This is a genomic window from Opitutia bacterium, assembly GCA_016217545.1.
Classification (GTDB): Bacteria; Verrucomicrobiota; Verrucomicrobiia; order Opitutales; family Opitutaceae; genus Didemnitutus.
Window position 1 is genome coordinate 169,811 of the sequence record JACRHT010000011.1, and the last position, 24,347, is coordinate 194,157.

General features: G+C 63.7%; 34 protein-coding genes. 1 reads left to right on the forward strand and 33 read right to left on the reverse strand.

Annotation, left to right across the window (positions count from 1 at the left end; translation table 11 throughout):
• Window positions 1-52 precede the first annotated feature (52 nt).
• Window positions 53-829: an MFS transporter gene (locus HZA32_06465; protein MBI5423714.1), complete on the forward strand. Its 777-nt coding sequence runs from the start codon at window positions 53-55 to the stop codon at window positions 827-829.
• 60 nt (window positions 830-889) lie between these two features.
• Here the strand turns inward: HZA32_06465 and HZA32_06470 are convergent, their stop codons facing one another.
• The 33 genes from HZA32_06470 to rpsJ form a co-directional block, all read right to left on the reverse strand.
• A complete protein-coding gene (locus HZA32_06470; protein MBI5423715.1) occupies window positions 890-2,188 on the reverse strand; it encodes a citrate synthase in 1,299 nt (432 codons plus the stop codon).
• A gap of 163 nt (window positions 2,189-2,351) precedes the next feature.
• A complete protein-coding gene (locus HZA32_06475) occupies window positions 2,352-3,122 on the reverse strand; it encodes a hypothetical protein (protein MBI5423716.1) in 771 nt (256 codons plus the stop codon).
• Window positions 3,123-3,210: 88 nt separating this feature from the next.
• Window positions 3,211-4,752 carry a glutamine-hydrolyzing GMP synthase gene (gene guaA / locus HZA32_06480; protein ID MBI5423717.1) on the reverse strand — a complete coding sequence of 514 codons (1,542 nt, stop codon included), beginning with the start codon at window positions 4,750-4,752 and terminating at the stop codon, window positions 3,211-3,213.
• Window positions 4,753-4,908: 156 nt separating this feature from the next.
• The gene (locus HZA32_06485; protein ID MBI5423718.1) at window positions 4,909-5,142 is read right to left on the reverse strand and encodes a hydrogenase nickel incorporation protein HypA; all 234 of its coding nucleotides are present in this window, start codon (window positions 5,140-5,142) and stop codon (window positions 4,909-4,911) included.
• A gap of 143 nt (window positions 5,143-5,285) precedes the next feature.
• Window positions 5,286-8,375, reverse strand: coding sequence for a hypothetical protein (locus HZA32_06490; GenBank protein MBI5423719.1), 3,090 nt, complete (start codon window positions 8,373-8,375; stop codon window positions 5,286-5,288).
• A gap of 265 nt (window positions 8,376-8,640) precedes the next feature.
• Window positions 8,641-9,144, reverse strand: coding sequence for a 50S ribosomal protein L17 (gene rplQ / locus HZA32_06495; GenBank protein ID MBI5423720.1), 504 nt, complete (start codon window positions 9,142-9,144; stop codon window positions 8,641-8,643).
• Between the two features lie 151 nt (window positions 9,145-9,295).
• On the reverse strand, window positions 9,296-10,297 hold the full coding sequence (locus tag HZA32_06500) for a DNA-directed RNA polymerase subunit alpha (GenBank protein MBI5423721.1): 1,002 nt from the start codon (window positions 10,295-10,297) through the stop codon (window positions 9,296-9,298).
• 109 nt (window positions 10,298-10,406) lie between these two features.
• On the reverse strand, window positions 10,407-11,018 hold the full coding sequence (rpsD, locus tag HZA32_06505; protein MBI5423722.1) for a 30S ribosomal protein S4: 612 nt from the start codon (window positions 11,016-11,018) through the stop codon (window positions 10,407-10,409).
• Window positions 11,019-11,043: 25 nt separating this feature from the next.
• A complete protein-coding gene (gene rpsK / locus HZA32_06510; GenBank protein MBI5423723.1) occupies window positions 11,044-11,661 on the reverse strand; it encodes a 30S ribosomal protein S11 in 618 nt (205 codons plus the stop codon).
• 18 nt (window positions 11,662-11,679) lie between these two features.
• On the reverse strand, window positions 11,680-12,060 hold the full coding sequence (gene rpsM / locus HZA32_06515) for a 30S ribosomal protein S13 (protein MBI5423724.1): 381 nt from the start codon (window positions 12,058-12,060) through the stop codon (window positions 11,680-11,682).
• A 92-nt stretch (window positions 12,061-12,152) separates the two neighbouring features.
• Complete coding sequence (gene map / locus HZA32_06520) at window positions 12,153-12,926, reverse strand: type I methionyl aminopeptidase (protein ID MBI5423725.1); 774 nt, start codon at window positions 12,924-12,926, stop codon at window positions 12,153-12,155.
• A complete protein-coding gene (locus HZA32_06525) occupies window positions 12,926-13,393 on the reverse strand; it encodes a nucleoside monophosphate kinase (GenBank protein ID MBI5423726.1) in 468 nt (155 codons plus the stop codon). Before HZA32_06525 ends, map begins: the two co-directional genes overlap by 1 nt.
• 13 nt (window positions 13,394-13,406) lie before the next feature.
• On the reverse strand, window positions 13,407-14,906 hold the full coding sequence (gene secY, locus HZA32_06530; GenBank protein MBI5423727.1) for a preprotein translocase subunit SecY: 1,500 nt from the start codon (window positions 14,904-14,906) through the stop codon (window positions 13,407-13,409).
• Between the two features lie 99 nt (window positions 14,907-15,005).
• On the reverse strand, window positions 15,006-15,452 hold the full coding sequence (gene rplO, locus HZA32_06535; protein MBI5423728.1) for a 50S ribosomal protein L15: 447 nt from the start codon (window positions 15,450-15,452) through the stop codon (window positions 15,006-15,008).
• A gap of 74 nt (window positions 15,453-15,526) precedes the next feature.
• Window positions 15,527-15,973, reverse strand: coding sequence for a 30S ribosomal protein S5 (gene rpsE, locus HZA32_06540; protein MBI5423729.1), 447 nt, complete (start codon window positions 15,971-15,973; stop codon window positions 15,527-15,529).
• A gap of 66 nt (window positions 15,974-16,039) precedes the next feature.
• The gene (locus tag HZA32_06545; protein ID MBI5423730.1) at window positions 16,040-16,405 is read right to left on the reverse strand and encodes a 50S ribosomal protein L18; all 366 of its coding nucleotides are present in this window, start codon (window positions 16,403-16,405) and stop codon (window positions 16,040-16,042) included.
• Between the two features lie 27 nt (window positions 16,406-16,432).
• The gene (gene rplF, locus HZA32_06550; GenBank protein ID MBI5423731.1) at window positions 16,433-16,978 is read right to left on the reverse strand and encodes a 50S ribosomal protein L6; all 546 of its coding nucleotides are present in this window, start codon (window positions 16,976-16,978) and stop codon (window positions 16,433-16,435) included.
• A gap of 14 nt (window positions 16,979-16,992) precedes the next feature.
• Window positions 16,993-17,385 carry a 30S ribosomal protein S8 gene (rpsH, locus tag HZA32_06555; protein MBI5423732.1) on the reverse strand — a complete coding sequence of 131 codons (393 nt, stop codon included), beginning with the start codon at window positions 17,383-17,385 and terminating at the stop codon, window positions 16,993-16,995.
• A gap of 60 nt (window positions 17,386-17,445) precedes the next feature.
• Window positions 17,446-17,751: a 30S ribosomal protein S14 gene (rpsN, locus tag HZA32_06560; GenBank protein MBI5423733.1), complete on the reverse strand. Its 306-nt coding sequence runs from the start codon at window positions 17,749-17,751 to the stop codon at window positions 17,446-17,448.
• 12 nt (window positions 17,752-17,763) lie between these two features.
• Window positions 17,764-18,342: a 50S ribosomal protein L5 gene (gene rplE, locus HZA32_06565; protein ID MBI5423734.1), complete on the reverse strand. Its 579-nt coding sequence runs from the start codon at window positions 18,340-18,342 to the stop codon at window positions 17,764-17,766.
• A 44-nt stretch (window positions 18,343-18,386) separates the two neighbouring features.
• Complete coding sequence (locus tag HZA32_06570; GenBank protein ID MBI5423735.1) at window positions 18,387-18,665, reverse strand: 50S ribosomal protein L24; 279 nt, start codon at window positions 18,663-18,665, stop codon at window positions 18,387-18,389.
• A gap of 2 nt (window positions 18,666-18,667) precedes the next feature.
• Window positions 18,668-19,033 carry a 50S ribosomal protein L14 gene (gene rplN, locus HZA32_06575; GenBank protein ID MBI5423736.1) on the reverse strand — a complete coding sequence of 122 codons (366 nt, stop codon included), beginning with the start codon at window positions 19,031-19,033 and terminating at the stop codon, window positions 18,668-18,670.
• Between the two features lie 21 nt (window positions 19,034-19,054).
• Window positions 19,055-19,420: a 30S ribosomal protein S17 gene (gene rpsQ / locus HZA32_06580; GenBank protein MBI5423737.1), complete on the reverse strand. Its 366-nt coding sequence runs from the start codon at window positions 19,418-19,420 to the stop codon at window positions 19,055-19,057.
• Between the two features lie 23 nt (window positions 19,421-19,443).
• Window positions 19,444-19,650: a 50S ribosomal protein L29 gene (rpmC, locus tag HZA32_06585; GenBank protein MBI5423738.1), complete on the reverse strand. Its 207-nt coding sequence runs from the start codon at window positions 19,648-19,650 to the stop codon at window positions 19,444-19,446.
• An 18-nt stretch (window positions 19,651-19,668) separates the two neighbouring features.
• Window positions 19,669-20,094: a 50S ribosomal protein L16 gene (gene rplP, locus HZA32_06590; protein ID MBI5423739.1), complete on the reverse strand. Its 426-nt coding sequence runs from the start codon at window positions 20,092-20,094 to the stop codon at window positions 19,669-19,671.
• A 62-nt stretch (window positions 20,095-20,156) separates the two neighbouring features.
• On the reverse strand, window positions 20,157-20,786 hold the full coding sequence (gene rpsC, locus HZA32_06595; protein MBI5423740.1) for a 30S ribosomal protein S3: 630 nt from the start codon (window positions 20,784-20,786) through the stop codon (window positions 20,157-20,159).
• 12 nt (window positions 20,787-20,798) lie between these two features.
• Complete coding sequence (gene rplV / locus HZA32_06600) at window positions 20,799-21,137, reverse strand: 50S ribosomal protein L22 (protein MBI5423741.1); 339 nt, start codon at window positions 21,135-21,137, stop codon at window positions 20,799-20,801.
• A gap of 37 nt (window positions 21,138-21,174) precedes the next feature.
• Window positions 21,175-21,453 carry a 30S ribosomal protein S19 gene (rpsS, locus tag HZA32_06605; protein ID MBI5423742.1) on the reverse strand — a complete coding sequence of 93 codons (279 nt, stop codon included), beginning with the start codon at window positions 21,451-21,453 and terminating at the stop codon, window positions 21,175-21,177.
• A 22-nt stretch (window positions 21,454-21,475) separates the two neighbouring features.
• Entirely contained in the window at window positions 21,476-22,342 is an 867-nt protein-coding gene (rplB, locus tag HZA32_06610; GenBank protein MBI5423743.1) for a 50S ribosomal protein L2, read from the reverse strand.
• Between the two features lie 13 nt (window positions 22,343-22,355).
• Window positions 22,356-22,637, reverse strand: a complete 282-nt coding sequence (rplW, locus tag HZA32_06615; GenBank protein MBI5423744.1) for a 50S ribosomal protein L23 — start codon at window positions 22,635-22,637, stop codon at window positions 22,356-22,358.
• Window positions 22,637-23,269 (reverse strand): 50S ribosomal protein L4, encoded by a 633-nt coding sequence (gene rplD / locus HZA32_06620; GenBank protein MBI5423745.1) that lies wholly within the window; start codon window positions 23,267-23,269, stop codon window positions 22,637-22,639. The genes rplW and rplD overlap by 1 nt, the downstream gene beginning before the upstream one ends.
• A gap of 15 nt (window positions 23,270-23,284) precedes the next feature.
• The gene (gene rplC / locus HZA32_06625) at window positions 23,285-23,926 is read right to left on the reverse strand and encodes a 50S ribosomal protein L3 (GenBank protein MBI5423746.1); all 642 of its coding nucleotides are present in this window, start codon (window positions 23,924-23,926) and stop codon (window positions 23,285-23,287) included.
• A 106-nt stretch (window positions 23,927-24,032) separates the two neighbouring features.
• Entirely contained in the window at window positions 24,033-24,341 is a 309-nt protein-coding gene (gene rpsJ / locus HZA32_06630) for a 30S ribosomal protein S10 (protein MBI5423747.1), read from the reverse strand.
• Window positions 24,342-24,347: the final 6 nt, after the last annotated feature.

The following is a 24,347-nucleotide window of genomic DNA, read 5'->3' on the forward strand; positions in this document are numbered from 1 at the left end:
AAGCTGTGCTTGCCGGTTAGGGCCGGGCCTGAGTTCCTCGGTTCTCCATCCGATGTCCACTGCTCCTGCCCCGAAGCGCGAAAACCTGCTGCTGAACCTGGTGTTCAACATCGCCGTGCCGATGCTGATCCTCTCGAAGCTGAGCGAGCGGCTCGGATCGATGAATGCGCTGCTGCTGGCGCTGGCGTTCCCGCTGGCCTACGGCGCCTACGATTTCTGGCAGCGCCGGAGCGTGAATTTCATCTCGGGGCTCGGGTTTTTCAGCACGCTGGCGACGGGCGGACTCGGATTGCTGCACCTGCAACCGTTCTGGTTCGCGGTGAAGGAGGCGGCGGTGCCCGCGATCATCGGCGTGGCAGTGTTCGCGTCGCAATGGAGCAAGCGTCCGCTGGTGCGCCAGTTTCTCCTGAACGACCAGGTGATCAACCTGCCGCGTGTGAACGCGGCGCTCGACGAGCACGGCATGCAGCCGGCGTTCGAGGCGTTGTTGCGGGCATCGAGCGTGTTGCTGGCGGGATCATTTTTTCTGAGCGCGTTTTTGAACTTCGCGCTCGCGCGCTACCTCATTACGGCCGCGCCGAGCACGCCGGAGTTCAATGCGCAATACGGCCGCATGCTCGGCTGGAGCTGGCCGGTGATCGTGGTGCCGAGCATGGCGATGATGATGTTCGCGCTGTGGCGGCTCGTGAAGGGCGTCGAGCGCATGACCGGGCTGACGCTCGAACAGATTCTGCATTCACCGGAGGAGAAGAAGGCGGCGGACGCGACGCCGGCTCCGGCGGCGAAATCGGACGAGACCGTCGCCGTCGAGTCGCCGCGCGAAGGCTGACGGGCCCAAAAGAAAAGCCCGCCGGTGGGGCGGGCTCGTTGGCGAGGGGAACGCGGCGCCTCAGGCGCGCTGGTCCATCGACATGTAGTCGCGCTTGGGCGTGCCGATGTAAACTTGGCGCGGGCGATAGATGCGGCCCTTGGTGTTGGAAGCGACTTCCTTCCAGTTGGCGATCCAGCCCGGCGCGCGACCGATGGCGAACATGACGGTGAACATGTCCGTCGGGATGCCGAGAGCGCGCATGATGATGCCGGAGTAGAAGTCGACGTTCGGGTAGAGTTTGCGCGAGACGAAGTAGTCGTCCTTGAGCGCGGCCTGCTCGAGGTTTTTGGCAATGTCGAGGAGCGGGTCGGACTTGCCGAGGCGCGTGAGGACTTCATCGCAAGCCTTGCCGATGATGCGGGCGCGCGGGTCGAAGTTGCGGTAGACGGCGTGGCCGAAGCCCATGAGGCGGTTGCTCTTCGAGCCGCCCTTGGCGGCCTCGATGAAGCGAGTGCCGTCGTCGCCCTCGTCGTGGATCGCCTGCAGCATCTGCATGACGGCGACGTTGGCGCCACCGTGCAACGGACCGGAGAGCGCGCAAACGCCGGCGGCGATCGAGGTGAAGAGGTTGGCGCCGCTCGAGGCGACCATGCGCACAGTCGAAGTGGAGCAGTTTTGCTCGTGGTCGGCGTGGAGGAGAAGGAGGAGGTTCAGCGCACGGGTGACCTCGGGGATGGGCTGGTAGGCCACATACGGATCCGAGAACATCATGTGCAGGAAATTGTCGGCGAACGGCAGGTCGCGCGGATGGATGAACGGCAGGCCGTGGCGGTAGCGGTAGATCATCGCCACGATCGAGCGGATCTTCGAGATGGCCATCGCGGCGGCCAGGTCGAAGTTCTGCAGGTCCTTCTCGAAATTGTTCGTCGCGAGTTCGGGATAGTAGGCGGCGAGCGAGCTCACGATCGACGTGAGCATGCCCATCGGGGGCGCGGATTCGGGGAAGCCTTCGAAGATGCGCTGCATCTGCGTGCCGATGGCGGCGTTGTCGCGCAGGCGGCGGCTGAATTGCTGACGTTGCTTGGCGTTCGGGAGTTGGCCGTAGATGATGAGGTAGGCGGTCTCGACGTAGTCGGAGTAGGTCGCGAGCTGCTCGATCGGATAGCCGCGGTGGCGAAGGATGCCGTTGTCGCCGTCGAGATACGTGATCGCGCTCTCGCAGGAGCCGGTGTTGCCGTAGCCTTGGTCGTAGAAAATGTAGCCGGAGTCCTTGCGGAGGTTGCGGGCGTCGATGGCCTTCTCACCTTCGGAGCCGATCATCACCGGAAGCGTGAGTTCTTTGCCGTCGACCTTGATCTGGGCGGTGGGTGCTTGCATAGGGCAATCAGCACCGTGGCGAAATCGCGAAGGGACGCAAAGCAAAGCCTCGGCGGTGACACGCATCGCCGAATGAATAAGGCGCATCGCACCTCGCGTTAGAAAAAGTGAAACGCCGGCGCGAGGGCCGGCGTGGCGAGGGCGCGAGCGGTGGGCGCGCGGGTTACTGCGGCAGCAGCGCGGGCACCGCGAAGGCGTCGGTCGGGAACGGCTCGTTCACCTTCACGCTGTCGAAGGTGATGGTGGCGGTCTGGCCGTTGGGGCTCTTGTTGATCAAGGTGCGCGGGAAGCGGAGGCCGCCGGCGCGGAGTTCGCCGTCTTCGCGGATTTCGCCGCCGTTCTCGGTCTCGGTCTTCACGAGTCGGCCGGTGGCTTTGTCGAAGTAGCGGGTGAAAACGATGTTCTCGGCGTGGGCGAAGACGAGTTTCACGCAGTCCTTGCCGTCGACGGTCGCTTCGCCGAGGAAATCAACCTTGCCGCCGCGCTTGTCGATGCCGCGGTAGAAAAAGAGGTTTTCCCACGTGTTGGCGCGCAGGCGTTTGACCTGCTGGGAGTCGAGGAGGGAGATCTGCCACTTCTTGCTGTCGGTGGCGTCGGCGCGGCGGACCCAAGCGTCGTAACCATCGAGCGCGGTGGTTTCCACGATGGTGTTCGAGCGACGGATGATGCGCTGCTGGTAGGGCTTCTGGAAGACGATATCGATCGCGAGGACGAGGGTCTCGTCCTTGGTCTTCGTCGCGTCCTTCGGGTCGGCGACCTTCTCGGTCGTCGTGAAAGTGCCGGTGAAGTGGACGCTCTGGACCGCTTCGATCGCGGACTCCGGACCGATGGCGGAACGGGCCTTGGCGATCCATTGGTCGATGCGCGCGTCGGCGAAGGTGGATTGGGCCGCGAACAGGAGGGCGCTCAGGGCGACGAGGCAGCGGAATTTCATGGGGCTAATTGACCGGAAAGGTGGGCAACGGTGCCATGCTGCGCAAGGGGATTTCCCTCTGCGCAGCCGGAGTTCACCTGGCCGTCCCTCACTCCCACTCGATGGTGGCGGGCGGCTTGGAGCTGATATCGAGCACCACGCGGCTGACGCCACGCACCTCGTTGGTGATGCGGCTGGAGATTTTCTGGATCAGCTCGTGCGGGAGTTTGGCCCAGTCGGCGGTCATGGCGTCGGTGCTCTCGACGATGCGGAGCGCAATGACGTAGTCGTAGGTGCGCTCGTCGCCGAAGACGCCGACGGTCTTGACCGGGAGGAAGACCGCGAAGGACTGCCAGACCTTCCAGTAATAGCCGGAGGCCATCATCTCCTCTTGGAGCACGGCGTCAGCGTTGCGGAGGATTTCGAGTTTGTCGGCGGTGATGTCGCCCATCACGCGGACGCCGAGGCCCGGGCCGGGGAACGGTTGGCGCCAGACAACCTCGCGCGGGAGGCCGAGCGCGGCGCCGACCTTGCGGACCTCGTCTTTGAAGAGTTCGCGGAGCGGCTCGATGAGCTTGAGCTTCATGCGCTCGGGCAGGCCGCCGACGTTGTGGTGCGTTTTGATCAGCGAGGCCGGGTTGCCCTGGATCGAGACGGACTCGATGACGTCCGGATAGAGCGTGCCCTGGCCGAGGAATTCGGCGGTGCGGCCGATGTCCTTGAGGGTTTTCTCGAAGACTTCGACGAAGGTGCGGCCGATGATCTTGCGCTTCGTCTCGGGCTCGGTGACGCCCTTGAGGCGCTTGAGGAACAGCGCGGAGGCGTCCACAACGCGCAGGTCGATGTTGAAGTGCTTGCCGTAGAGTTCGCGGACGTAGTCGCGCTCGCCCTTGCGGAGGAGGCCGTTGTCGACGAAGACGCACGTGAGCTGTTTGCCGATGGCCTTGTGCAGCAGCGCGGCCGCGACGGACGAGTCGACGCCGCCGGAGAGACCGAGGAGGACGCGGCCCTTCCCCACTTTGGCGCGGATGTCCGCGACGGCATGGGCGATGAAGTCCTTGGTGGTCCAGTCCTGCTTCGCGCCGCAGACGCCGACGAGGAAGTTGCGGATCATGTCCACGCCGCGCTCGGTGTGGAAAACCTCCGGGTGAAACTGGATGCCGTAGAACTTCCGCTTCGCGTCCTCGATGGCGGAGAACGGCGAGTTTTCGGAGGTGCCGATGGCGGCGAAGCCCGGCGGGAGCTTGATGAGTTTGTCGCCGTGGGAATTCCAGATGCGCAGCTTGCGCGGCAGGCCTTTGAAGAGTTTGCCGGGTTTCTGGATCGTCAGGTGGCCGTGGCCGTATTCGCGGGCTTTGGAGAGCTCGACCTTGCCGCCGAGGAAGTGGCCCATGAGTTGCACCCCGTAGCAAATGCCGAGGACGGGCACGCCGAGCTTGAAGATTTCAGGATCCGGATGCGGCGCGGTCTTCGCGTAGACGCTTTGCGGGCCACCCGAGAGGATGATGCCGACGACGCCGTCTTCGCGGAGTTTGGCGGCGGGCGTGGAGAAGTGGTAGATCTTCGAGTAGACCTCGCACTCGCGGATGCGACGGGCGATGACCTGCGTGAGTTGGGAGCCGAAATCGAGAACGGCAATTGTCTGCGCCATGCGGGAAGCTGGGAAAGTTTCCCCGCGAAAGAAACGAAAAAATCAGGGCGCGCGTGTCACGACGGGGCGCTGTGCCGGTCGCGCGGGAGCGCTTGGATCATTCCTCGCCCCGTCGCAGGCAGGAAGGCGATTGCGGGCACTTCTCGAACAACCGCGTCAAAATTTCAGGCGGACGTTCTCGTGTCCGCATTTCGGGCACGGCGCGGTGTCCGTTCCCGCGGGCTGCGTGTAGAGGTGATTGCAGCGGACGCAGTGGAACGAGATCTTGCGCCGGCCGGCGTCGTAGAGCGCGCGGTCACGCCGATCGTAGTAGAACCAGAGCGCGAGGAAGAGTCCGATGACGCACAGTCCGTAGAGCAGGATGTCGAGGGTGAAGCTGGGAGGCGTCATCGCGAACACCAATGAAACGGAACGCGTCTCTCGCCAAGGTCAAAGCCGGCCGATCGAGCGCGTCGAGTCACCCGCGCTCCGCAGCTGACGCAGTGTTTCCGCGAGCGCAAAGCACCGCGCATCGCAGCGACGACGGCCGGCGATCAATAGCCGAACTCCACCTTTGCCGGCAGCGTCGGCAGCTTGATCCGCGTCGCGGGCGCGACGGACGCGCCGTTGACGGTGACGGATTTGGGCTGCGCGCTCCGAGCCGCCACCAGCCAGATGCCGCCCGGGGCGTGCACGTTGCCGGTGACTTGGTAGACATCGGCCGCGCCGACGGTCGAGGCTTTCAAGCTGATGCGGCCGTAGGCGGTGGGCAGGTCCTGCACTTCGATGCCGCGGCCGTGCAGCCATTCCGCCGGCACGCCGGAGCAGAACACCAGCGATTTGTCCAAGTCCTCCTCGTAGGTGAAGTAGTCGCGAATCTCGCGCACGAACTCGGCGGCGCACCAGGTGTGCGGCATGTCGCCGATGTAGACGGGCGCGCGAAGGTCGTTGAAGACGACTTCGGCCCAGTGATTCCAACCCGGTGGACGCGTGTCCTTGGCGAACCAACGCATCAGCCACATCGCGCGCTCCTTGTCGCCGTAGCGGGCGAACACGCCGATATTGCGGAATTCGTAGGGCGTGTAGCCGCTCCACTTCGTCGTGCCGTCCGCGCGCGCCTGGCAACGGGCGTAGTAGGCATCGAACGTGTTCTTCAAGAGTTCGCGCGGCATGAAGGACATCTCGTTGCACGGATTCACGAGGATCGACACGCCGCTCGGGTCGCCCTCGCCGTAGTCGGGGCAACTGGCGATTTCGTCGATCTGGTAGAACTTGGCGGTGGCCACGATCGAGTTCACGACGTCGCGGCGGAGATCGGTCGCGACCGCCCGATAACGCGCCGCCTCGTCGGGTTGCCCGACCGCCACGGCCAGCTCGGCGGCTTCCTTCAGGCCGAGAATCGCGAAGTAATTGTCCCAATAGGAATGGACGGGCGAGCCGTAGCCTTCGTGGCTGATCGACGGTGGCAACAGGCCGTAATACAGCGCTTCCTTGCCGGTCGCGCCGCGATACGCCTCCTGCCCTTCGCGGTGCAATTTCTCGATGTAGTCGGCGACGCGCTTGACGACCGGGAAGTAGCGCGCGGCGAACGCCTCGTCGCGGCTGAATTTCCAGTATTCCGCGACGAGATAGATGTATTGGCCGAACGAGTCGCACTCCAAAATGGGCAACGGTTGGTCGTTTTCGATGATCGCCGGCACGTAGCCGTCCGCGCGGACAAACGGCGTATACCACTCGATGAATTCGCGCGCGGGCTCCATCACGCCGAAGTGCATCATCGCCGCACTCATCAACGCGCCGTCGCGGATCCAGGAGCGGTTGTAGTTCCGGCTGCCGGGCTGAAGACGCACGCCGTCCCGGTTGATCATGATGTAGGCGATGTTCGAGCGGATGAGATTCACCAGCCGCTGCTCGCTCTCGGGGAGTTGGATTTTCACCGACGCCAAAGCGCTGCGCCACTCGTCGGCGACTTTGCGCTCGAGGGCGACGGCTTCGGCGACGGTCTTCGCGCCCGCGTCGGACGGGCCGCTCACACTGTAGCGCCACCAAAAGCTCTTGGATTCACCGGGCGCGAGGGTGACGTCGTATGCGGCAAAACCGGACGCGAGGCCTGCGGAGTCCTCCGCGGCGGCGCTGGTCGGCAAATCGCCGAATTGCAGCCGCCGTCCCATTTCGCCGTCCGCAAAGGTCGTCGCGCCGACTTGATCGGCGGGAGTGAGCAGAGAAATCTTCTGATCCGCGCCGAAGGACAGAGCGTTCGGCGTCACGGTCAGGTTTCTGATTTCGGACTGGATGCCGCTGTGCTGCCACTCCGGGTTGACCTGAATGGGCCGGAGGGCGAGGACCAGCTTGGCCTGCTTCGCGGTCGGCTCGCGATTCGTGAGCGTGTAGCAGGCATACACCGTGCCTCCGGCGTCCTTGGTGGCGAAACTGGAGACACGCAGGCCGACCGGGCCGGAGCGCTCGACCCACGGCAGCGGCAGGTAGTCGTCCAACAGGCCCTGCGTCTCCTCGGTGTTCGCCCAGTGGTAGACTTTGCCATCCACCACGACGAACGGATCGATGCTCGGCTTGCCCTTGGCCAATTCGATTTGGCCGTCCTCGCAGATCAGCGCCTTTTCTTTGCCGCCGCTGTAGCCGACCAACGTCCAATACGCCTGCTGCTTCAGCAGATGGCGGTGGTAGTATCCCGGAGGTGAGGATTGCGCGGAAGCCTTCAGCAAACCTGCCCCGGTGTTGGCCAATTCGGGAGGAAGTAGCTTCGCTCGCTTGAGTCCGATCGCCGCCGCGTGGGCCCTCGCGCGGAGACGAATCACGCGTGCTTCCGCGTCGGGAGTGAACACGAGATCGATTTTGCGGCTCGGCTGCTCGACGGTCCGCGCGAGCTTCCAATCAGCGCCGTCGAGCGAGGTGAGGACGTCGTAGGAGGCCGGCGCCGAGGACGGCTGCCACTCGATCTCGAGGCCGCCAAACTCGACGGGCTTGGCGAAGTGGAGATCCACGTCGGCCTCGGAGACGGGGCCGGCCGTCCGCCAGTCATCGCGACCGGTCGAGGGAACGTTGCTCGTTACCTCGGTGATCGGATCGCTGAATTTGCCGTAGTCGCCCAGCGGAGTGATCGCGAGGCCCGCGAGCTGAATGACGCCTTTCTTGCCGGCGCCACTCGCGGAGACGACGAACTCGATCGACTTGAGCTGGGTGAGTTCGGCCGAGGATTTCGGCCCCCATGCGAAAGCGATGAGCCGTTTGCGCAGGACGACGTGCGTCCACTCCTTCGGCCAACGATACGAATCCCGGCGATACCAATAGGTGTTGCCGGTGACGTCCTCCAACTTGATCTCGATGTTGTTGTCCGGCGAATCCGCCTTGAGCCAGAAGCTGAGCTCGAAATTGCCCGGCACCGGCACGTCGCAATCCTGGTGCACGAGGGCAAAATTGCCGGAGATCTGGAAGTCGTAATCGAAGCGCATCGCCGCGCCGTGAGGCGTGTCGACGCGGGACAACTTCAGGTCCATGCCCGGCGCTTTCGCGATCCAGGCGTCGAGCGTGGAAAAATCCCGGAGCGACTGGGCGGAAAGTTCGCCGCCGAAAACCACGGCAGCGACGATCAACGAGGCAAGAAGGAGAAGAGGACGTCGGCTCATGACAACGAAGATGGACCCGTCGCTATTACGCGACCGCTTGCCACGTGACGAGAGAGATTGTTGCGCGCGCCAGCGCGGACACGCGGCGGAACAGCAATCGCCACACTGCGCCGCAAGCGCACTTCGGAAACGACGGCCGCGGCAAGCGCGATGACGGGGCTTCAGCGCGGCCGTCGATGGCCGCCACCGGAAATGCCTCGCCAAAGAAAAACGCGCCGGCTCGGGAGAGCGCGGCGCGTTGAGAGTATTTTAGCTTTTCGCGAGCTTAGGCCTTGGCGGCTTCGGCGGCGGGAGCGGTCTCGGCAGCCGGAGCGGCGGCCTTGGTCTTCTTCGCCTTCTTGGCGCCCTTGGACTTCTTGTAGCCTTGGTCGTCGGCACCGACGAACTCGATCAGCGCCATTTCGGCGGCGTCGCTGATGCGGCGGGGAGCGAGCTTGTAGATGCGGGTGTAACCGCCGGTGCGCTTCTCGAACTGGGCGACCTTCTCGTTGAAGAGCACCGTGATGGCGCCTTCATCGCGAATGTCCTTCAGCGCGAGGCGGCGCAGGTGGATGGCGGAAGCGGAGAGCTTGCCGTTTTCCTTCGGGAGCGCGGCGGCCTTCTTGGCCTTCGTGATCACCTTCTCGATGAAGGGGCGCAGGGCCTTGGCCTTCGTGAGGGTGGTCTCGATGCGACCATGCTTGATGAGCGAGGCGCCCATGTTGGAAAGCATGGCGGCGCGGTGCTCGCGGGTGACGCCGAGGGAGGCGTGGTGTTTATTGTGACGCATTGTCTGGTTTGGTTATCGGCTCCCGATCGGCAATCCGGTCGCAGCGTTGGGCGGCAGCGGACGGCGCGAGAGCCGGGATTAAGTTTTAGGCGCCTTCGACACAAAGACTCGCGGCGGTGGGCCGCGAGTCTTCGGCGGAAAGCGGATCGGCTTAGAGTTCCTTCTTGGTCTCGAGGAGGCGCTCGTCGAACTTCATGCCGAGCGAAAGGCCGAGGGCTTCGAGCTTCTCCTTGATTTCGTTGAGCGACTTCTTGCCGAAGTTGCGATACTTGAGCATCTCCTGCTCGGTCTTCATGGCGAGTTCGCCGACCGTGGTGATGTTCGCGTTGTTCAAGCAGTTCGCCGCACGGACCGAGAGCTCGATCTCGTTGACGGACATGTTGAGCAGCTTGCGGAGCTTGTTCTGCTCTTCGGAGACCTCGGCGGCCTGCGACTCGAACTCGTAGCTCTCCTGCGAGACGCGATCAAACACGTCGAGGTGGTGCTTGAGGATCGAGGCGGACTGCTTGAGGGAGTCGTCCGGCGTGATGCGGCCGTCCGTCCAGACTTCGAGGACGAGCTTGTCGTAATCGGTGATCTGGCCGACGCGGGTGTTTTCGACCGCGTAACGGACGAGGCGAACAGGCGAGAAGAGCGAGTCGATCGGGATGACGCCGATGGCTTGGTCTTCCTTCTTGTTCTCTTCGCCGGGGCAGTAGCCACGACCGGTCTTGATCTCGATCTCGGCTTCGAAGGCGCGCTTCGTGTCGAGGGTGCAGATGACCTGGTCGGGGTTGATGATCTTGACGCCGGCGTCGAGCTGGATGTCGGCGGCGGCGACGGGGCCTTCCTTGTTGACCTTGAGGAGCAGCTTCATCGCCTCGCGCTTTTCGGAGACGATGAGGATTTTCTTCAGGTTAAGGACGATGTCGGTGACGTCCTCGACGACGCCGTCGATGGACTGGAACTCATGATTCACGCCGTCGATCTTGATCGAGCTGATGGCGCTGCCCTCGATGGACGAGAGGAGCACGCGGCGCAGCGAGTTGCCGACGGTGTGGCCGTAGCCGGCTTCGAAGGGCTCGGCGATGAACTTGGCGTAAGTGTTGGTGGCGCCCTCCTCGACTTTCGTGAGCTTGGAGGGGAGTTCGAATTTTCCGAGACGCTTGGGCATGTGATTTATCTCTGGTTGGAGATGGAGAAGTTGGAGTGCTTTCGGAAGTGGAGGCTGGGCTCGATCCGCCTTCGCCCGGATGGGCTAAGGCGAGATGAGCCCTGCGGGCTCAGAAGCGCGAGTAGAACTCGACGATGAGCTGCTCGTTGATGGACGGATCCATCTCATCGCGCGTCGGGAGGCGATTGACAACCGCGGAAAGCGCCTCGTCGTTGCGCGTCAGCCAGCCGGGAACCACGCGCGCGCGGCTCTCTTCGACGGAGCGGGTGACGATCTGGCGGGAGTTGTTCGAGGCCTTGATCTCGATGGTGTCGCCGGCGTTGAGCGTGTAGCTGGCGATGTCGACCTTGCGGCCGTTGACCTTCACGTGGCCGTGGTTGACGAGCTGGCGCGCCTGGGCGCGGCTCTTGGCGAAGCCGAGGAGGTAGACGACGCTGTCGAGGCGGGTCTCGAGGAGCTGCAGGAAGCGCTCGCCGGTGACGCCGCGCTCTTTCTTCGCGACCGCGAAGACGCGGCGGAATTGGCGCTCGAGGAGACCGTAGATGAAGCGGAGCTTCTGCTTCTCGGCGAGGCCGACGGCGTATTCGGAGAGCTTGCGGCGGGACTTCGGGCCGTGCTGGCCGGGCGGGAAGTTGCGGCGCTCGAGAACCTTGGCGGAACCGAGGACGTAGGTGCCGAAGCGGCGGCTGACGCGGGTGGTGGGTCCGGTATAACGGGCCATGGTAGGAGTTCCTTAGAAGTTGAGGTTAGACGCGACGGCGCTTGCGCGGGCGGCAGCCATTGTGCGGCACCGGGGTGACGTCGATGATGGAGGAGATTTCCAGGCCGATGGCTTGGAGACCGCGGATGGCGGAGTCGCGACCGAGGCCGGGACCGCTGACGCGGATCTGAACTTCCTTGAGGCCGTGCGCCATGGCGTTGCGGGCGGCGTCTTGGGCGACGACCTGCGCGGCGTAGGCGGTGGACTTGCGGGAGCCGCGGAAATTGCACTTACCGGCGGACGACCAGGAGATCACGTTGCCCTTGGCGTCGGTGATCGAGACGATCGTGTTGTTGAACGTCGCGGTGACGTTGGCGATGCCGGAGGTGACGTTCTTGGAGCCCTTGGCCTTGCGGACCTTGACGGCGCCAAGCTCTTCCTTGAGGAGGTCTTCGGCGGACGGGGCCTTCGGAACGCCGCCGACGAGTTCGACGGGCTTCGCGGGCTCGACCGGAGCGGCGGGCGCAGCGCCTTCGGCGGCAGCGTCGGCCTTCGGGGCCTTGGGGGCCTTCGCGGGCTTTTCAGCGGCGGGCGCAGCGGCGCCAGCAGCGGCGTCCTTCTTGGGCGCCTTTTCCTTCTTCGGAGCGGATTTCTCTTCGGACATGGAGATGGGTTTTTAAGATTAAGCTTCCTTGGCCTTCGTGACGCCAACGGTCTTGCGCGGGCCCTTGCGGGTGCGGGCGTTGGTGCTGGTGCGCTGGCCGCGGACCGGGAGGCCGCGACGGTGGCGGATGCCACGGTAGCAATTGATCGCCTGGAGGCGCTTGAGATTACCCGCGATTTCGCGGCGGAGATCGCCCTCCACCACCCACTTGTTGTCGGTGATGATGTGGAGGATCTTGTTCAGCTGCTCCTCGGTGAGATCCGAGGCGCGCATGTTGGCGTCGAGACCGGCGGTCTCGATGATCAGGTCGGCACGGGCAGGGCCAATGCCGTAGATGTATCGGAGGGAGAATCCGATCTTCTTTTTGGCGGGGAGTTCAACGCCGAGGAGACGAGGCATGTTTGGTTTAGTTGAGAGTTGGTTGTTGACCCGCCTTCGCTCTGGCGAGCTACGGCGAGGCAGGGAGTTGCGGTTTGAGAAAAGTGGCTTGTTTAGGTGGCCTTCGGGATCGTGAGGATCTCGGGGCCGGAATCGGTCGTGAGCACGGTGTGTTCGAAGTGTGCGGAGGGTTGGCCGTCGGCGGTGACGACCGTCCAGTGATCGCTCAGCGTGCGGACCGCGTAACGGCCCATGTTCACCATGGGTTCGATCGCGAGGGTCATGCCGGGCTTGATCTTCTCGCCGGAGTTTTTCCGGCCGAAGTTCGGGATCTGCGGCTCTTCGTGCATCGACTGCCCCACCCCATGACCGACCATTTCGCGGACGACGCTGAAGCCGGCGGCTTCGACGTAGGTCTGCACGGCGTGCGAGATGTCGCCGATGCGATTGCCGACCTGGGCCTGCGCGATGCCGATGGCGAGGGCTTCCTCGGTGATTTTGAGGAGCTCCGCGACACGCGGGGCGATCGGGCCGACGGGAACGGTGGTGGCGTTGTCGCCGATGTAGCCGTTGTATTCGACCACGACGTCGAGCGAGATGATGTCGCCTTGGCGCAGGATGCGCTTGAGCGAGCCGATGCCGTGGACGACCTCTTCGTTGACCGAAAGGCAGGTGTAGGCGGGATAGCGGCTCGCGTGCAGCTGGTAGCCGTAACAGGCGCTGCGAGCGCCGAACGACGCGATGATTTCGCGACCGATCTGATCCAAGTCGTATGTGGTGATACCGGGCCGGACCTGCTCTTTCATCTTCGCCAAAACGGTGGCGGCGATGCTGCAGGCTTCGCGCATCCGACGGATGCCCTCCGCGTTTTTAATGGGAATGGACATCAGGCGGCGATGCGAGCGGCTCCCGTGAGGAGCCCTTGCGTGCGGTAGTGTGTTGCGACCTCCGCAGACGCGGAGTCGGAGTCGAGGACGGCGGTGAGCGTTTCACCGCGGGCTTCGACCCACTCGTCGAACACTTTTGCTTGGAGCAGCGTAGCCGGGAAGCCTTCGAGGAGGAATCCCGCATCGGGTTTGCGCGCCCAAAACCACTTGCGGAGGACCGCGAGGGTGAGGTCGTCGCTCAGGCCGGAGCCGGAGCGGGCGAGCGAGGCTGCGGCTTTTTGGCCGAGCGCCGTGCGTCGCGAAATCTCCTGTTGCACGAGAGAAGCAGGAGAGACGTGCTCAATTGAGAAAGAACGGGCCTGGTTCAGGAAATCCGCGGGAAGCGAATCGATTGGACCGAGGAGAACTACCTTCGCCTTCGCGGACGCGAGGGCGGAAAAGGCGCTGGAGTGTTCAGCCCTTTTCACCGAAGTAAAGAGATTAAAGAGCGAAGCGGCGGATCGCCCACGCGCCGAGACCGACGAGCAGGATGACCACCATGACCGCGACGAGCTGCATGACCGTCTTGTCCGAGGCGGCCTCGCCCAGCGCCATTTGCGCCGAGGTGCTGCGACCACGGATGCGACCCTTCTTGAGGAAGCCGTCGTAGTGGCGTTGCAGGAGGAACGTCTCGATCTGGCGCATCGTGTCGAGGATGACGCCGACGGTGATGAGCATGCCGGTGCCGCCGAAGAAGTAGGCGACGCGGGGCGGAACCTTGAAGAAGTTCAGCAGGCCGTCCGGGATGATCGCGATGATCGTGAGGAAGATCGCGCCCGCGAGCGTGAGGCGGGTCATCACGAAATCGAGGAAGCTCGCGGTCGGTTCGCCGGGGCGGACGCCGGGGATGTAGCCGCCGTATTTCTTCAGATCATCGGCGACCTGGATCGGCTTGAACATCACGGACACCCAGAAATAGCTGAAGAAGAGGATCAGGAGCGCGTCGAAGACGTAGTAGCTCCAGTGGCCGCGGGTGAGCGCGTTGGCCATCTCGATGAGGATCTTGATGTCGAACGCGGCGCCGAGCTGGGAGAAAATCTGCGTCGGGAACAGCAGGATGGCGCTCGCGAAGATGACGGGCATGACGCCCGAGTAGTTCACCTTGAGCGGGAGGAACGAGCTCTGGCCGCCGTAGACCTTCTGGCCGACGACGCGCTTCGCGTATTGGACCGGAATCTTACGCTGGCCCTGCGTGACGGCGATGATGCCCATCGTGACGATGAGGAACAAAGCGATCATCATGACCGCCTGCGGCAGACCGAGGCTGGCGGTGCCAACCGGGGCGAAGAACAGCTGGTAGGTGGACATCGCCGCGCCCGGGATGTCGGCGAGAATGCCGACCGTGATCAGGAGCGAGACGCCGTTGCCGATGCCGCGCTGGGTGATCTGCTCACCGAGCCACATCATGAGGAGCGTGCCGGCGGTCATGAAGACCGTCGACGTGACGAGGAACCAGCCCTTGTTCACGAGGACGATCGAACCGTAGTGGTTGATGTCGTAGCCTTGGAACAGGCGGGCTGGATTCTCGAGCGCGAGGATGAGCAGCACACCTTGGATCACGCAGATCGCCACGGTGAGGTAGCGGGTGTATTGCGTGAGCTTCTGGCGGCCGACGTCGCCTTCCTGTTGGAGGCGGCTGAGCTGCGGGACCACCGCGGTCATCAGCTGGAAGATGATGGACGCGCTGATGTAGGGCATGATGCCGAGCGCGCAGACGGCGCCCTTGAGGAGCGCGCCGCCCGTGAACATGTTGTAGAGCCCCACGAGGGCGCCGCCACCGTTGGCGGTCTGCTCCTCGAAGAACTTCAGGAGCGGCTGCGGGTCGAGACCCGGCAGCGGGATGTGGGCGCCGACGCGCGCCACGAAGAGCAGCGACAGCGTGTAGAGGATTCGCGAGCGGAGCTCGGGAATCTTCATCGAGTTCGTGAAGGCGGAAAACATGTCTGTTGGGAAAAACTGGGGCTACAAACTAGACGCAGAAAGCGGACCGGGTAACTCGGGGAGTTCCACGGTCCGCCATCTTGAGATGCGATGCAGCGCTCAGGCGACGATCGCCTGGCCGCCGGCTTTCTCGATCTTTTCCTTGGCGGAGCCGGTGAACTTCGTCGCGGTGACCTTCAGCGCGCGGGTGATTTCACCGTCGCCGAGGACCTTGAGCAGCGCGCCGTCGGCGCGGATCAAGCCGGCCTTCACGAGCGCTTCAACGTTCACCTCGGTGACCGAGGCGTCGAGCTTCGCGAGATCGCCGACGTTCACGACGGCGTAGCTCGTGCGGAAGTTGTAGTTGTTGAAGCCGCGGTGCGGGAGCTTGCGGTAAAGGGGCATCTGGCCGCCTTCGAAGCCGGGACGGATCGAGCCGCCGGAGCGCGCGGTCTGGCCCTTGCCGCCCTTGCCGGACGTTTTGCCGTGGCCGCCGCCTTCGCCGCAACCGACGCGCTTGCGACGGTGGGTGGCACCTTTGACGTTCTTGAGAGTGTGGAGACGCATTTTCTTGGATTCCTAAGTTTGGGTCGCCGCCCCTCGCCTACTCCGGCGAAGGGCGACTCGGATTAATTTTTCAATCAGGCGCGCGCGGCCTTGAAGTCTTCCGCCATGCGGAGCTTGCGGAGGCCGTTGAACGTGGCGTGCACGACGGCGATGTGGTTCTTGGAACCCATCGACTTCGTGAGGACGTTCTTGACGCCCGCGGCTTCGAGGACGGCGCGGACGCCGCCGCCGGCGATGAGGCCGGTGCCGGGGGTCGCGGGGCGGAGGAACACCTTGCCGCCGTCATATTGGCCGAGGACTTCGTGCGGGATGGTATCACCGCGGAGCTTGACCGGGTAGAGGCGCTTCTTGGCGGCTTCGGTCGACTTCTTGATGGCGTCGGGAACTTCGTTCGCCTTGCCGTAGCCGATGCCGACGTTGCCCTTGCCGTCGCCGACGACGGCGAGAGCGGAGAAGCTGAAGCGACGACCACCCTTCACCACCTTGGCGCAGCGGTTGATGTAGACGACCTTCTCAATCATGCCGGAGTCGTTCTCGGCATTCTGATTGGCGGAATAGGACCTGTTGTTGTTAGCCATGGGCGGTGTTTAGAATTGGAGGCCACCTTCGCGCGCGGCGTCGGCGAAGGTTTTGACGCGGCCGTGGTAGCGGCGACCGTTGCGGTCGAACACCACGGCGTTGATGCCGGCGGCCTTGGCCTTGGCGGCGAAGGCGGTGCCGACGAGCTTGGCGCCGGAGACGTTGCCCTTGGCGTTCTGCTTCTTCACGTCGGCGTCGAGCGTGGAGAGGAACACGAGGGTCTTGCCGGCGGCGTCGTCGATGGCCTGCGCGTAGATGTGCTTGCCGGAGAATTTGACGGAGAGGCGCGGACGGGCGGCGGTGCCGGTGACCGTCTTGCGGATGCGCCACTTGCGCTTCTGAAGGAGCGCGGCTTTCTGAATCGTATTGGACATGGTTATGCTGCCTTTCGGGTGGTGGCGTTAGGCGACGGTCTTGCCTTCCTTGCGGCGGACGCGCTCGGCGAACTCGCCGACGAGGCGGACACCCTTGCCCTTGTAAGGCTCGGGCGGGTAGTAGGCGCGGATCTCGGAAGTGACTTGGCCGACGAGCTGTTTGTCAGCGCCTTCGACCTTGAGCTTCGTGCCGTCGGTGACGGTGACCTTGATGCCCTCGGGGATGTCGTGGAGGATCTGGTGCGAGTAGCCGAGCGAGAGGTCGAGCTGCTTGCCCTTGAGCGCGGCCTTGAAGCCGACGCCTTGGATCTCGAGTTCCTTCGCGTAGCCGACGGCGGCGCCCTTCACCATACCGGCGATGACCGAGCGGGCGGTGCCATACATGGCGCGGGAGAAACGGGTTTCCTCGGTGGGCGAGACAACGATGGTGTTGTCCTTCTTCTCGATCTTCACGACGGGCGCGAAGGTTTTCGAGACTTTGCCCTTGGGGCCGTCGACGGACACCGTGGTGCCTTTGATGTCGACCTTGACCTTGTCGAGGATCTGAACGGGTTGTTTGCCAATTCTGCTCATGGTGCGGGTGCTCCTTACCAGACGGTGCAGACGAGCTCGCCACCGAGCTTGTTGCGGCGGGCGTCCTGGTCCTTCATGAGGCCCTTGGACGTCGAGACGATGGCCATGCCGAGGCCGTTGAGGACGCGCGGGAGGTCGGTGTAGCTGAAGTAGACGCGACGGCCCGGGGTCGACTCACGCTTGATGCCGGTGATGACCGGGGTGTTGTCGACGTATTTGAGGGCGACGACGAGGGTCTTGTGGCCACGGTCGTCGGTGCCGGTGGTGACTTCGCGGACGAAGCCTTCGGCTTTGAGGATCGTCGCGAGACTCTCCTTCATCTTGGAGTGCGGGGCGACGCACTGGGACTGGCCGGCCTTCGACGCATTGCGGAGGCGGGTCAGGAAATCACTGATCGGATCGGTCATGGTTGGATGTTGTTGGACTGGGCCGCGCGGGTCATATCCGACCCCCGTGGGCCAAAGGGTTTACCAGGAGGACTTGGTGACGCCGGGGATCTTGCCGGCGAGGGCGAGCTCGCGGAAGGTCAGGCGGGACACGCCGAACTTGCGGTTGAAGCCGCGCGGACGGCCGCTCATGGAGCAGCGGTTGCGGATGCGCTCCTTGGCGGAGTTGCGGGGAAGCTTCTGGAGCTTCTTCTGGGCGGCGTAGAATTCCTCGTCGGTGGTGGCGGGATTCGAGAGGATCGCCTTCAGCTCGGCGCGCTTGGCGGCGAACTTGTCGGCGAGCTTGATGCGCTTCTTGTTGCGCTCGATGGAGGAGGTCTTCGGCATGGTGCGGGAAGGTTAGGCGGGTTTGGCGGCGGCAGCCTGCTCGGTGCGGCGGAACGGCATGCCGAGAAGCTTGAGGAGCTCGCGAGCTTCCTCGTCGGTGTGGGCCGAGGTCACGAGGGTGATGTCGAGACCCATGTGGCGCTTGGCGCTTTCGACGGTGATCTCGGGGAAGATGGTGAAATCGGTGATGCCGATGTTGTAGTTGCCCTGGCCGTCGAGCTTGTTGGGCACGCCGCGGAAGTCGCGGATGGTGGGCAGCGCGACCGCGAGGAGGCGCATGAGGAAGTGCCACATGCTGTCGCCGCGGAGGGTGACGCTGCAGCCGACGACCTGGCCCTGCTTCAGCTTGAAGTTGGCGATGGCCTTGCGTGATTTGTTGAGGATCGGCTTCTGACCGGCGATGAGGCCCATGTCGCGCGCGGTGTCGGCGATCTGGTTCTTATCGGCGTCGGCGCCGATGCCGGTGTTGAGGACGATCTTCTCGAGCTTGGGAACCTGGTGCTTGTTCTTGTAGCTGCGCGACGCCATGAGGGCGGGCACGACTTGCTCGAAGTAGGTTTTCTTGAGAGGCGGGACGTTATCTTTGCTCATTTTCGGGTGCCCGGTTTCCAAGCGGGCGAATTAGGTGAGAGGCGTTAGGCCTTCTTGGCTTCGGTTTTCTTGGCGCGCTTCTTCGAGGCGTCGAAGCGGGACTGGAGCATGAGGTTCGAGACGTGGATCGAACCTTCGCGCTCGGCGATTTTGCCCTGCGGGTTTTCCTGAGACTTCTTCAGGTGCTTCTTGATCATCGCGACGCCTTCGACGACCGCGCGGTTCTTGGCCGCGAGGACTTCGAGGACTTTGCCGGTCTTGCCCTTGTGGGAGCCGGAGATGACGACGACCTGGTCGTTCTTCTTGATATGGAATTTTTGCATGGTCAGAGGACCTCCGGGGCGAGGGAGATGATCTTCATGTAGTTCTTCGCGCGGAGCTCGCGGGCGACGGGGCCGAAGATGCGGGTGCCCTTCGGGTTGCCGTCTTCGCCGATGATGACGATCGCGTTGCTGTCGAAGCGGAGATAGCTGCCGTCGGCGCGACGGAGCGCCGCCTTGGTGCGAACGATGACGGCCTTGTGGACTTCACCCTTCTTAACCGTGGCGTCGGTGCTGCTCTCCTTGATGTTGACGGTGATGATGTCGCCGACGTGCGCGTAGCGGGTGTTTTGACCGATACGGCCGATCATGGACGCGCGGCGCGCGCCGGTGTTGTCGGCGATGTCGAGAATGGAACGCATCTGGATCATGGTGGTGTTCTCCTCGTGCGGTTAGGCTTTCGGGGCCGCGGCGGCGGACTCGTTGGCTTTTTTGGTCTTGGTCGGGACGACGGCAGCGACGTCGGTCTCGGTGACGGCGGCGCCGATCGGCTGGACGACGGCTTCGACGACGCGGACGATGCGCCAGCGCTTGAGGCGGCTCATCGGGCGGGTCTCCATGACCTCGACCTTGTCACCGACCTTGGACTCGTTCTTCTCGTCGTGGACGTGAAGGACGGTCTTGCGGTTGATGACTTTGCCGTAAAGCGGGTGCGGCGTCTTGTAAGGGACGGTGACCTTGACGGATTTGTCGCCCATCTTGGAGGTGACAAAACCGATCTCGGTCTTGCGGGCGGCGTGACGTGCGTGAGTAGACATGGTCTTGTGCGGTTACGCGCGCCTTAGGCAGCGGCGGTCTTCTTGGATTTCTTCTCGGTGAGGATGGTCTCGAGGCGCGCGATGTCCTTGCGGAGGACGCGGATCGTGTGCGGCTTCTCGACCTGGCCGGTGTGCTTGCGCAGGCGGAGCTGGAGGAGCTCGTCGCGGGTGGCGCGGAGCTTGGTGGTGATCTCGGCGGGCGAGAGTTCGCGGATTTCCTTGGAAGTCATGGTGACGTTTTCCTGTGGTTAGACGGCCACGCCTTCGCGCACGATGAAGCGGCAGCGGAAGGGCAGCTTGGCGTCGGCGAGGCGGAAGGCCTCCTTCGCGATGGTGGCGGGAACGCCGGCGAGTTCGAAGAGGACGGCGCCGGGCTTGATGGTGGCGGTGTAGTATTCCACCGGGCCCTTACCTTGACCCATGCGCACTTCGGCGGGCTTCTTGGTGACGGGCTTGTGGGGGAACACGCGGATCCAGAGCTTGCCCTTGCGCTTCAAGTGGCGAGCGATGGTGACGCGAGCGGCCTCGATCTGGCGACCGGTCATGGGACCGCGGGAGAGGGACTGTAGGCCAAATTCACCGAAGGCGAGCGTGTTGCCGCGCTTGGCATTGCCAGCGCGGGAGCCCTTCATCGATTTGCGATATTTGGTGCGGGAAGGTTGGAGAGCGGACATGGCTTTGAGTAGCTTTAAGCGGTAGGCGTTAAGCTTTAAGCTTAGGGCTTATCGCTGTTTCGTTAATTGGATTCGTCCTTTTTGCAGATCCAGCACTTCACGCCGATCTTGCCCCAGACGGTGCGGGCTTCGGCGAATCCGTAGTCGATGTTCTCGCGGAGGGTGTGGAGCGGGATGCGGCCCTGGCGCTGCCATTCGCGGCGCGCGATGTCGGCGCCACCGAGGCGGCCCGAGCACTGGATCTTGATGCCGTCGGCGCCGAGGCTCATGGCCATCTGCACGGACTTCTTGATCGCGCGGCGGAAAGCGACGCGGCGCTCGAGCTGGAGGGCGACGTTCTCGGCGACGAGCTGGGCCTCGATCTCGGGCTTCTTGACTTCCTGGATGTCGAGCAGGACTTCCTTGCCGGTAATCTTACCGAGCTGGACCTTCATGTTTTCGACTTCCTGGCCCTTCTTGCCGATGACGATGCCAGGGCGGGCGGTGAAGATCTTGACGCGGACGCGGTTGCCGGCGCGCTCGATGAAGATGCGGGGCACGGAGGCCTGCTTCAGTTTCTCCATGAGCGTCTCACGGATGACTTGGTCTTCGTGGAGGAGCTTGGCGAAGTCCTTCTTGCGGGCGAACCAGCGGGATTGCCAGTTGCGGCGGACGGCGAGGCGGAAACCGGTAGGATTGGTTTTTTGTCCCATAACGATGGTGGGTTAGGCTTTGCTGTCCGAGAGGACGATGCGGAGGTGCGACATGCGCTTGACGCGCGGCTTGGCGGAGCCGCGGGCGCCGGCCTTGAAGCGCTTCAGGACCGGGCCGCACTCGACGAGGGCGCGGTGGACGACGAGCTTGTCGGCGGAGAGGTTGTGGTTGTTCTCCGCGTTCGCGACGGCGCTCTTGAGCGTCTTGGCGAGGAGGCGGGCGGACTTGCGCGGGATGAGGGCGAGGAGGTCGGTGGCCTCGGGCACGGAGCGGCCCTGGATTTCGTTGGCGACCTCGCGCACCTTTTTCGGCGACATGCGCGCGTTTTTGGTGAGAGCTTGAATTTCCATTTTCGGATCGGGTTCGGGTTTCGGCTACGCGCGCAGGTTAGATTTCCTTGCGGGTCATGCCGCCGTGCGCCTTGAAGATGCGCGTGGGGGCGAACTCGCCGAGCTTGTGGCCGACCATGTTCTCGGTGACATACACCGCGATGAAGGCCTTGCCGTTATGAACGTTGAAGGTGTGGCCGACGAAGTCGGGCGTGATGGTCGAGCGCCGGCTCCAGGTCTGGATGGGCTTGCGCGCACCGCTGGACTTGGCCGCCTTCTCGATTTTCTCGAGCAGGTGGTAGTCGACGAAGAAACCTTTTTTGATGGAACGAGCCATGTTGGGTAGTCGTTAAGGTGGTTTACTTCTTGCCGCGCGGCGGACGGCCGTTCTTGCGGGTAAGGATGAGGGAGTTGGACGGCTTGGAGCGGCGGCGCGTCGGGAAACCCTTCGCGAGCTGGCCCCACGGCGACACGAGGTGCTGGCGACCGCCACCACCCTTGGACTTGCCTTGACCGCCACCGTTGGGGTGATCGATCGGGTTCATCGCCATACCGCGGACGCGCGGACGGCGACCGAGCCAGCGATTGCGGCCGGCCTTGCCGAGCTTGCGCTTGCTGTGGTCTTCGTTGCCGACCTCGCCGATCGTGGCGCGGCAGTTGGCGTTCACGAGGCGGGTCTCGCCGGAAGCCATCTTGAGCTGCGCCATGCCGTTCTCGACGGCGACGAGTTCGACGGACGTGCCGGCCGAGCGGGCGAGCTGGGCGCCGTGTCCGGGGAGCAGCTCAACGGCGTGCACCTTCGTGGCGGCGGGGATGACGGACAGCGGGAAGCTGTTGCCCGGGCGGTAGTCGTTGGTCTCGGTCTTCAGCGCGCTGTAGATCGAGTCGCCGACCTTGAGGCCCTTGGGAGCGATGATGTAGGCCTTCGTGCCGTCGGTGTAAGCGAGGAGCGCGAGCAGCGCGGAGCGGTTGGGATCGTATTCGATCGCCTGGACCTTCGCGGGCATGTCGAGCTTGGCGCGCTTGAAGTCGATGATGCGGTAGAGCTTCTTGTGACCGCCGCCGCGACGACGCGACGTGATGCGGCCGTAGGTGTTGCGGCCGCCGGTCTTGTTCTTCGACTCGATGAGCGAGCGCTCGGGGCGCTTCTTGGAGATTCCCTCCGGGCGGTTCAGCTCGGTGAAGCGGAGCGCGGCGGTGAGAGGACGGAAAGTTTTGATAGCCATGGCGGGTGGTTCCTCAGACGAGCTCGATCTTGTCGCCCTGCTTGAGGGTGACGATGGCGCGCTTGCTGTCGGACTTCTTCGTCGGGCGGCCCGTGCGCGAGCGCTTCGGCTTGCCCTTGATGTTTTGGATGTTCACGCGCGTGACGGTGACCTTGAAGGTCGCCTCGACGGCTTCGCGCACGGTGTGTTTCGTGGCGGAGGGATAGACCTCGAACGTGTATTGGCCGTAGTTGGAGGAGAGCTTGGAAGCCTTCTCCGTCAGGCGCATGTTTTTGAGAACTTTATCGGCGCTGATCATGACTGACCTCCGTTGGCGCGGGCGATGATGGCCTCGAGCGCTTTGGTGGAGACGACGATCTTCGAGTATTGCACGAGATCGAGAGTGTTGAGCTTCGCGGCTTCCGTGGTGGAGACGCGGTCGAGGTTGCGCGCGGCGCGCGAGGCCTCGGCGGTGAACGGGGCGTCGACAAGGAGCACGGAGCCCTTCGGCGCGATCGTGCGGACGACCTTGCCCATGAGCTTGGTCTTCGGCTGCGCGGGCGTGAAGGCCTCGATGACGTCGACTTCGCCGGCAACGGCGCGGTCGAAGAGAGCGCGGGCGAAGGCGAGGGCCTTGACCTTGTTATTGATCTTCTTCGAGAAGTCGCGGGGCTTCGGGCCGAACACGACACCACCACCGCTCCAGAGCGGCGAGCGGGACGAGCCGGCGCGGGCGCGACCGGAACCCTTCTGGTTCCACGGCTTCTTGCCACCGCCGCGGACTTCGCCGCGGGTCTTGGTGGAGCGGGTGCCCTGACGGGCGTTGGCGCGGTGAGCGACGACGACTTCCTTGACGGCCTGCACGCCCTTGTCGCCTTCGAAGGTCGGGACGTTGAACTCCTGTTCGGAGGTCTTGCTGGCGTCGGAGCTGTAAACTTTGAGCTTCATGTTGGTTCAGTCTCCTTAGGCTTTCTTGGCCTTCTTGCCGGCGCGGATGATGACGTCGTCACCGTTGGCGCCCGGGATCGCACCGCGGACAAGGATAAGATTCTTGTCGGCGATGATCTTGACGACGCTGAGGTTCTGCACCGTGCGGCGCTGCGAGCCCATGTGACCGGGCATCGACTGGTTCTTCCACGAGCGACCGGGCGTTTGACGCATACCGATCGAACCGATGCGGCGGTGGAACATGGAGCCGTGCGCGGCGGGACCGCCGGCGGCACCATGCTTCTTCACGACGCCTTGGAAGCCTTTGCCCTTGGAGATGCCGATGACATCGATCGTCTGGCCTTCGGTGAACGCGGTGACGGTGACAACGTCACCGGCCTTCACGGTCGGGGCGGCAGCGAGGCGAACCTCGTTGATCAGGCGCGGGGTGGTTTCGAGGCCGGCCTTCTTGGCGTGGGCGGCTTCGGCCTTGCTCGCGTTCTTCGCCTTGAGGGCGCCGAAGCCGAGCTGGACGGCGTTATAACCGTCGGTCTCGACGGTCTTGACTTGGACAACCGGGCAGGGGCCGGCTTCCACGACGGTGACCGGCACGAGCACGTTCTGTGCGTCGTAGACCTGGGTCATCCCGAGTTTTTTGCCTAATAGAGTAGTGATCATAGGCTAAGTGGTAGGTGGAGGGTTTCCGTTTGGTTTAGACCTACATTAGCAATCCGGCGATTGGAGCCACCGGTGGCTGCTAAAGTGACTGTCTGAAAGTTGAGCGTTAGACGTTGATCGTGATGTCGACGCCGGACGGCAGGTTGAGTTTCTTGAGTTCGTCGACCGTCTGCGCGGTGGGCTCGAGGATGTCGATGAGGCGCTTGTGGGTGCGGCTCTCGAACTGTTCCATCGACTTCTTGTCGACGTGCGGCGAGCGGTTGACGGACAGTTTCTCGATGCGGGTGGGCAGCGGGATCGGGCCCGAGACGCGCGCGCCGGAGCGCTTGGCGGTTTCGACGATTTCCAGGGCGGACTGGTCGATCACACGGTAATCGAAGCCTTGGAGTTTGATGCGAATGCGTTGGCCTTTCATGGCGGA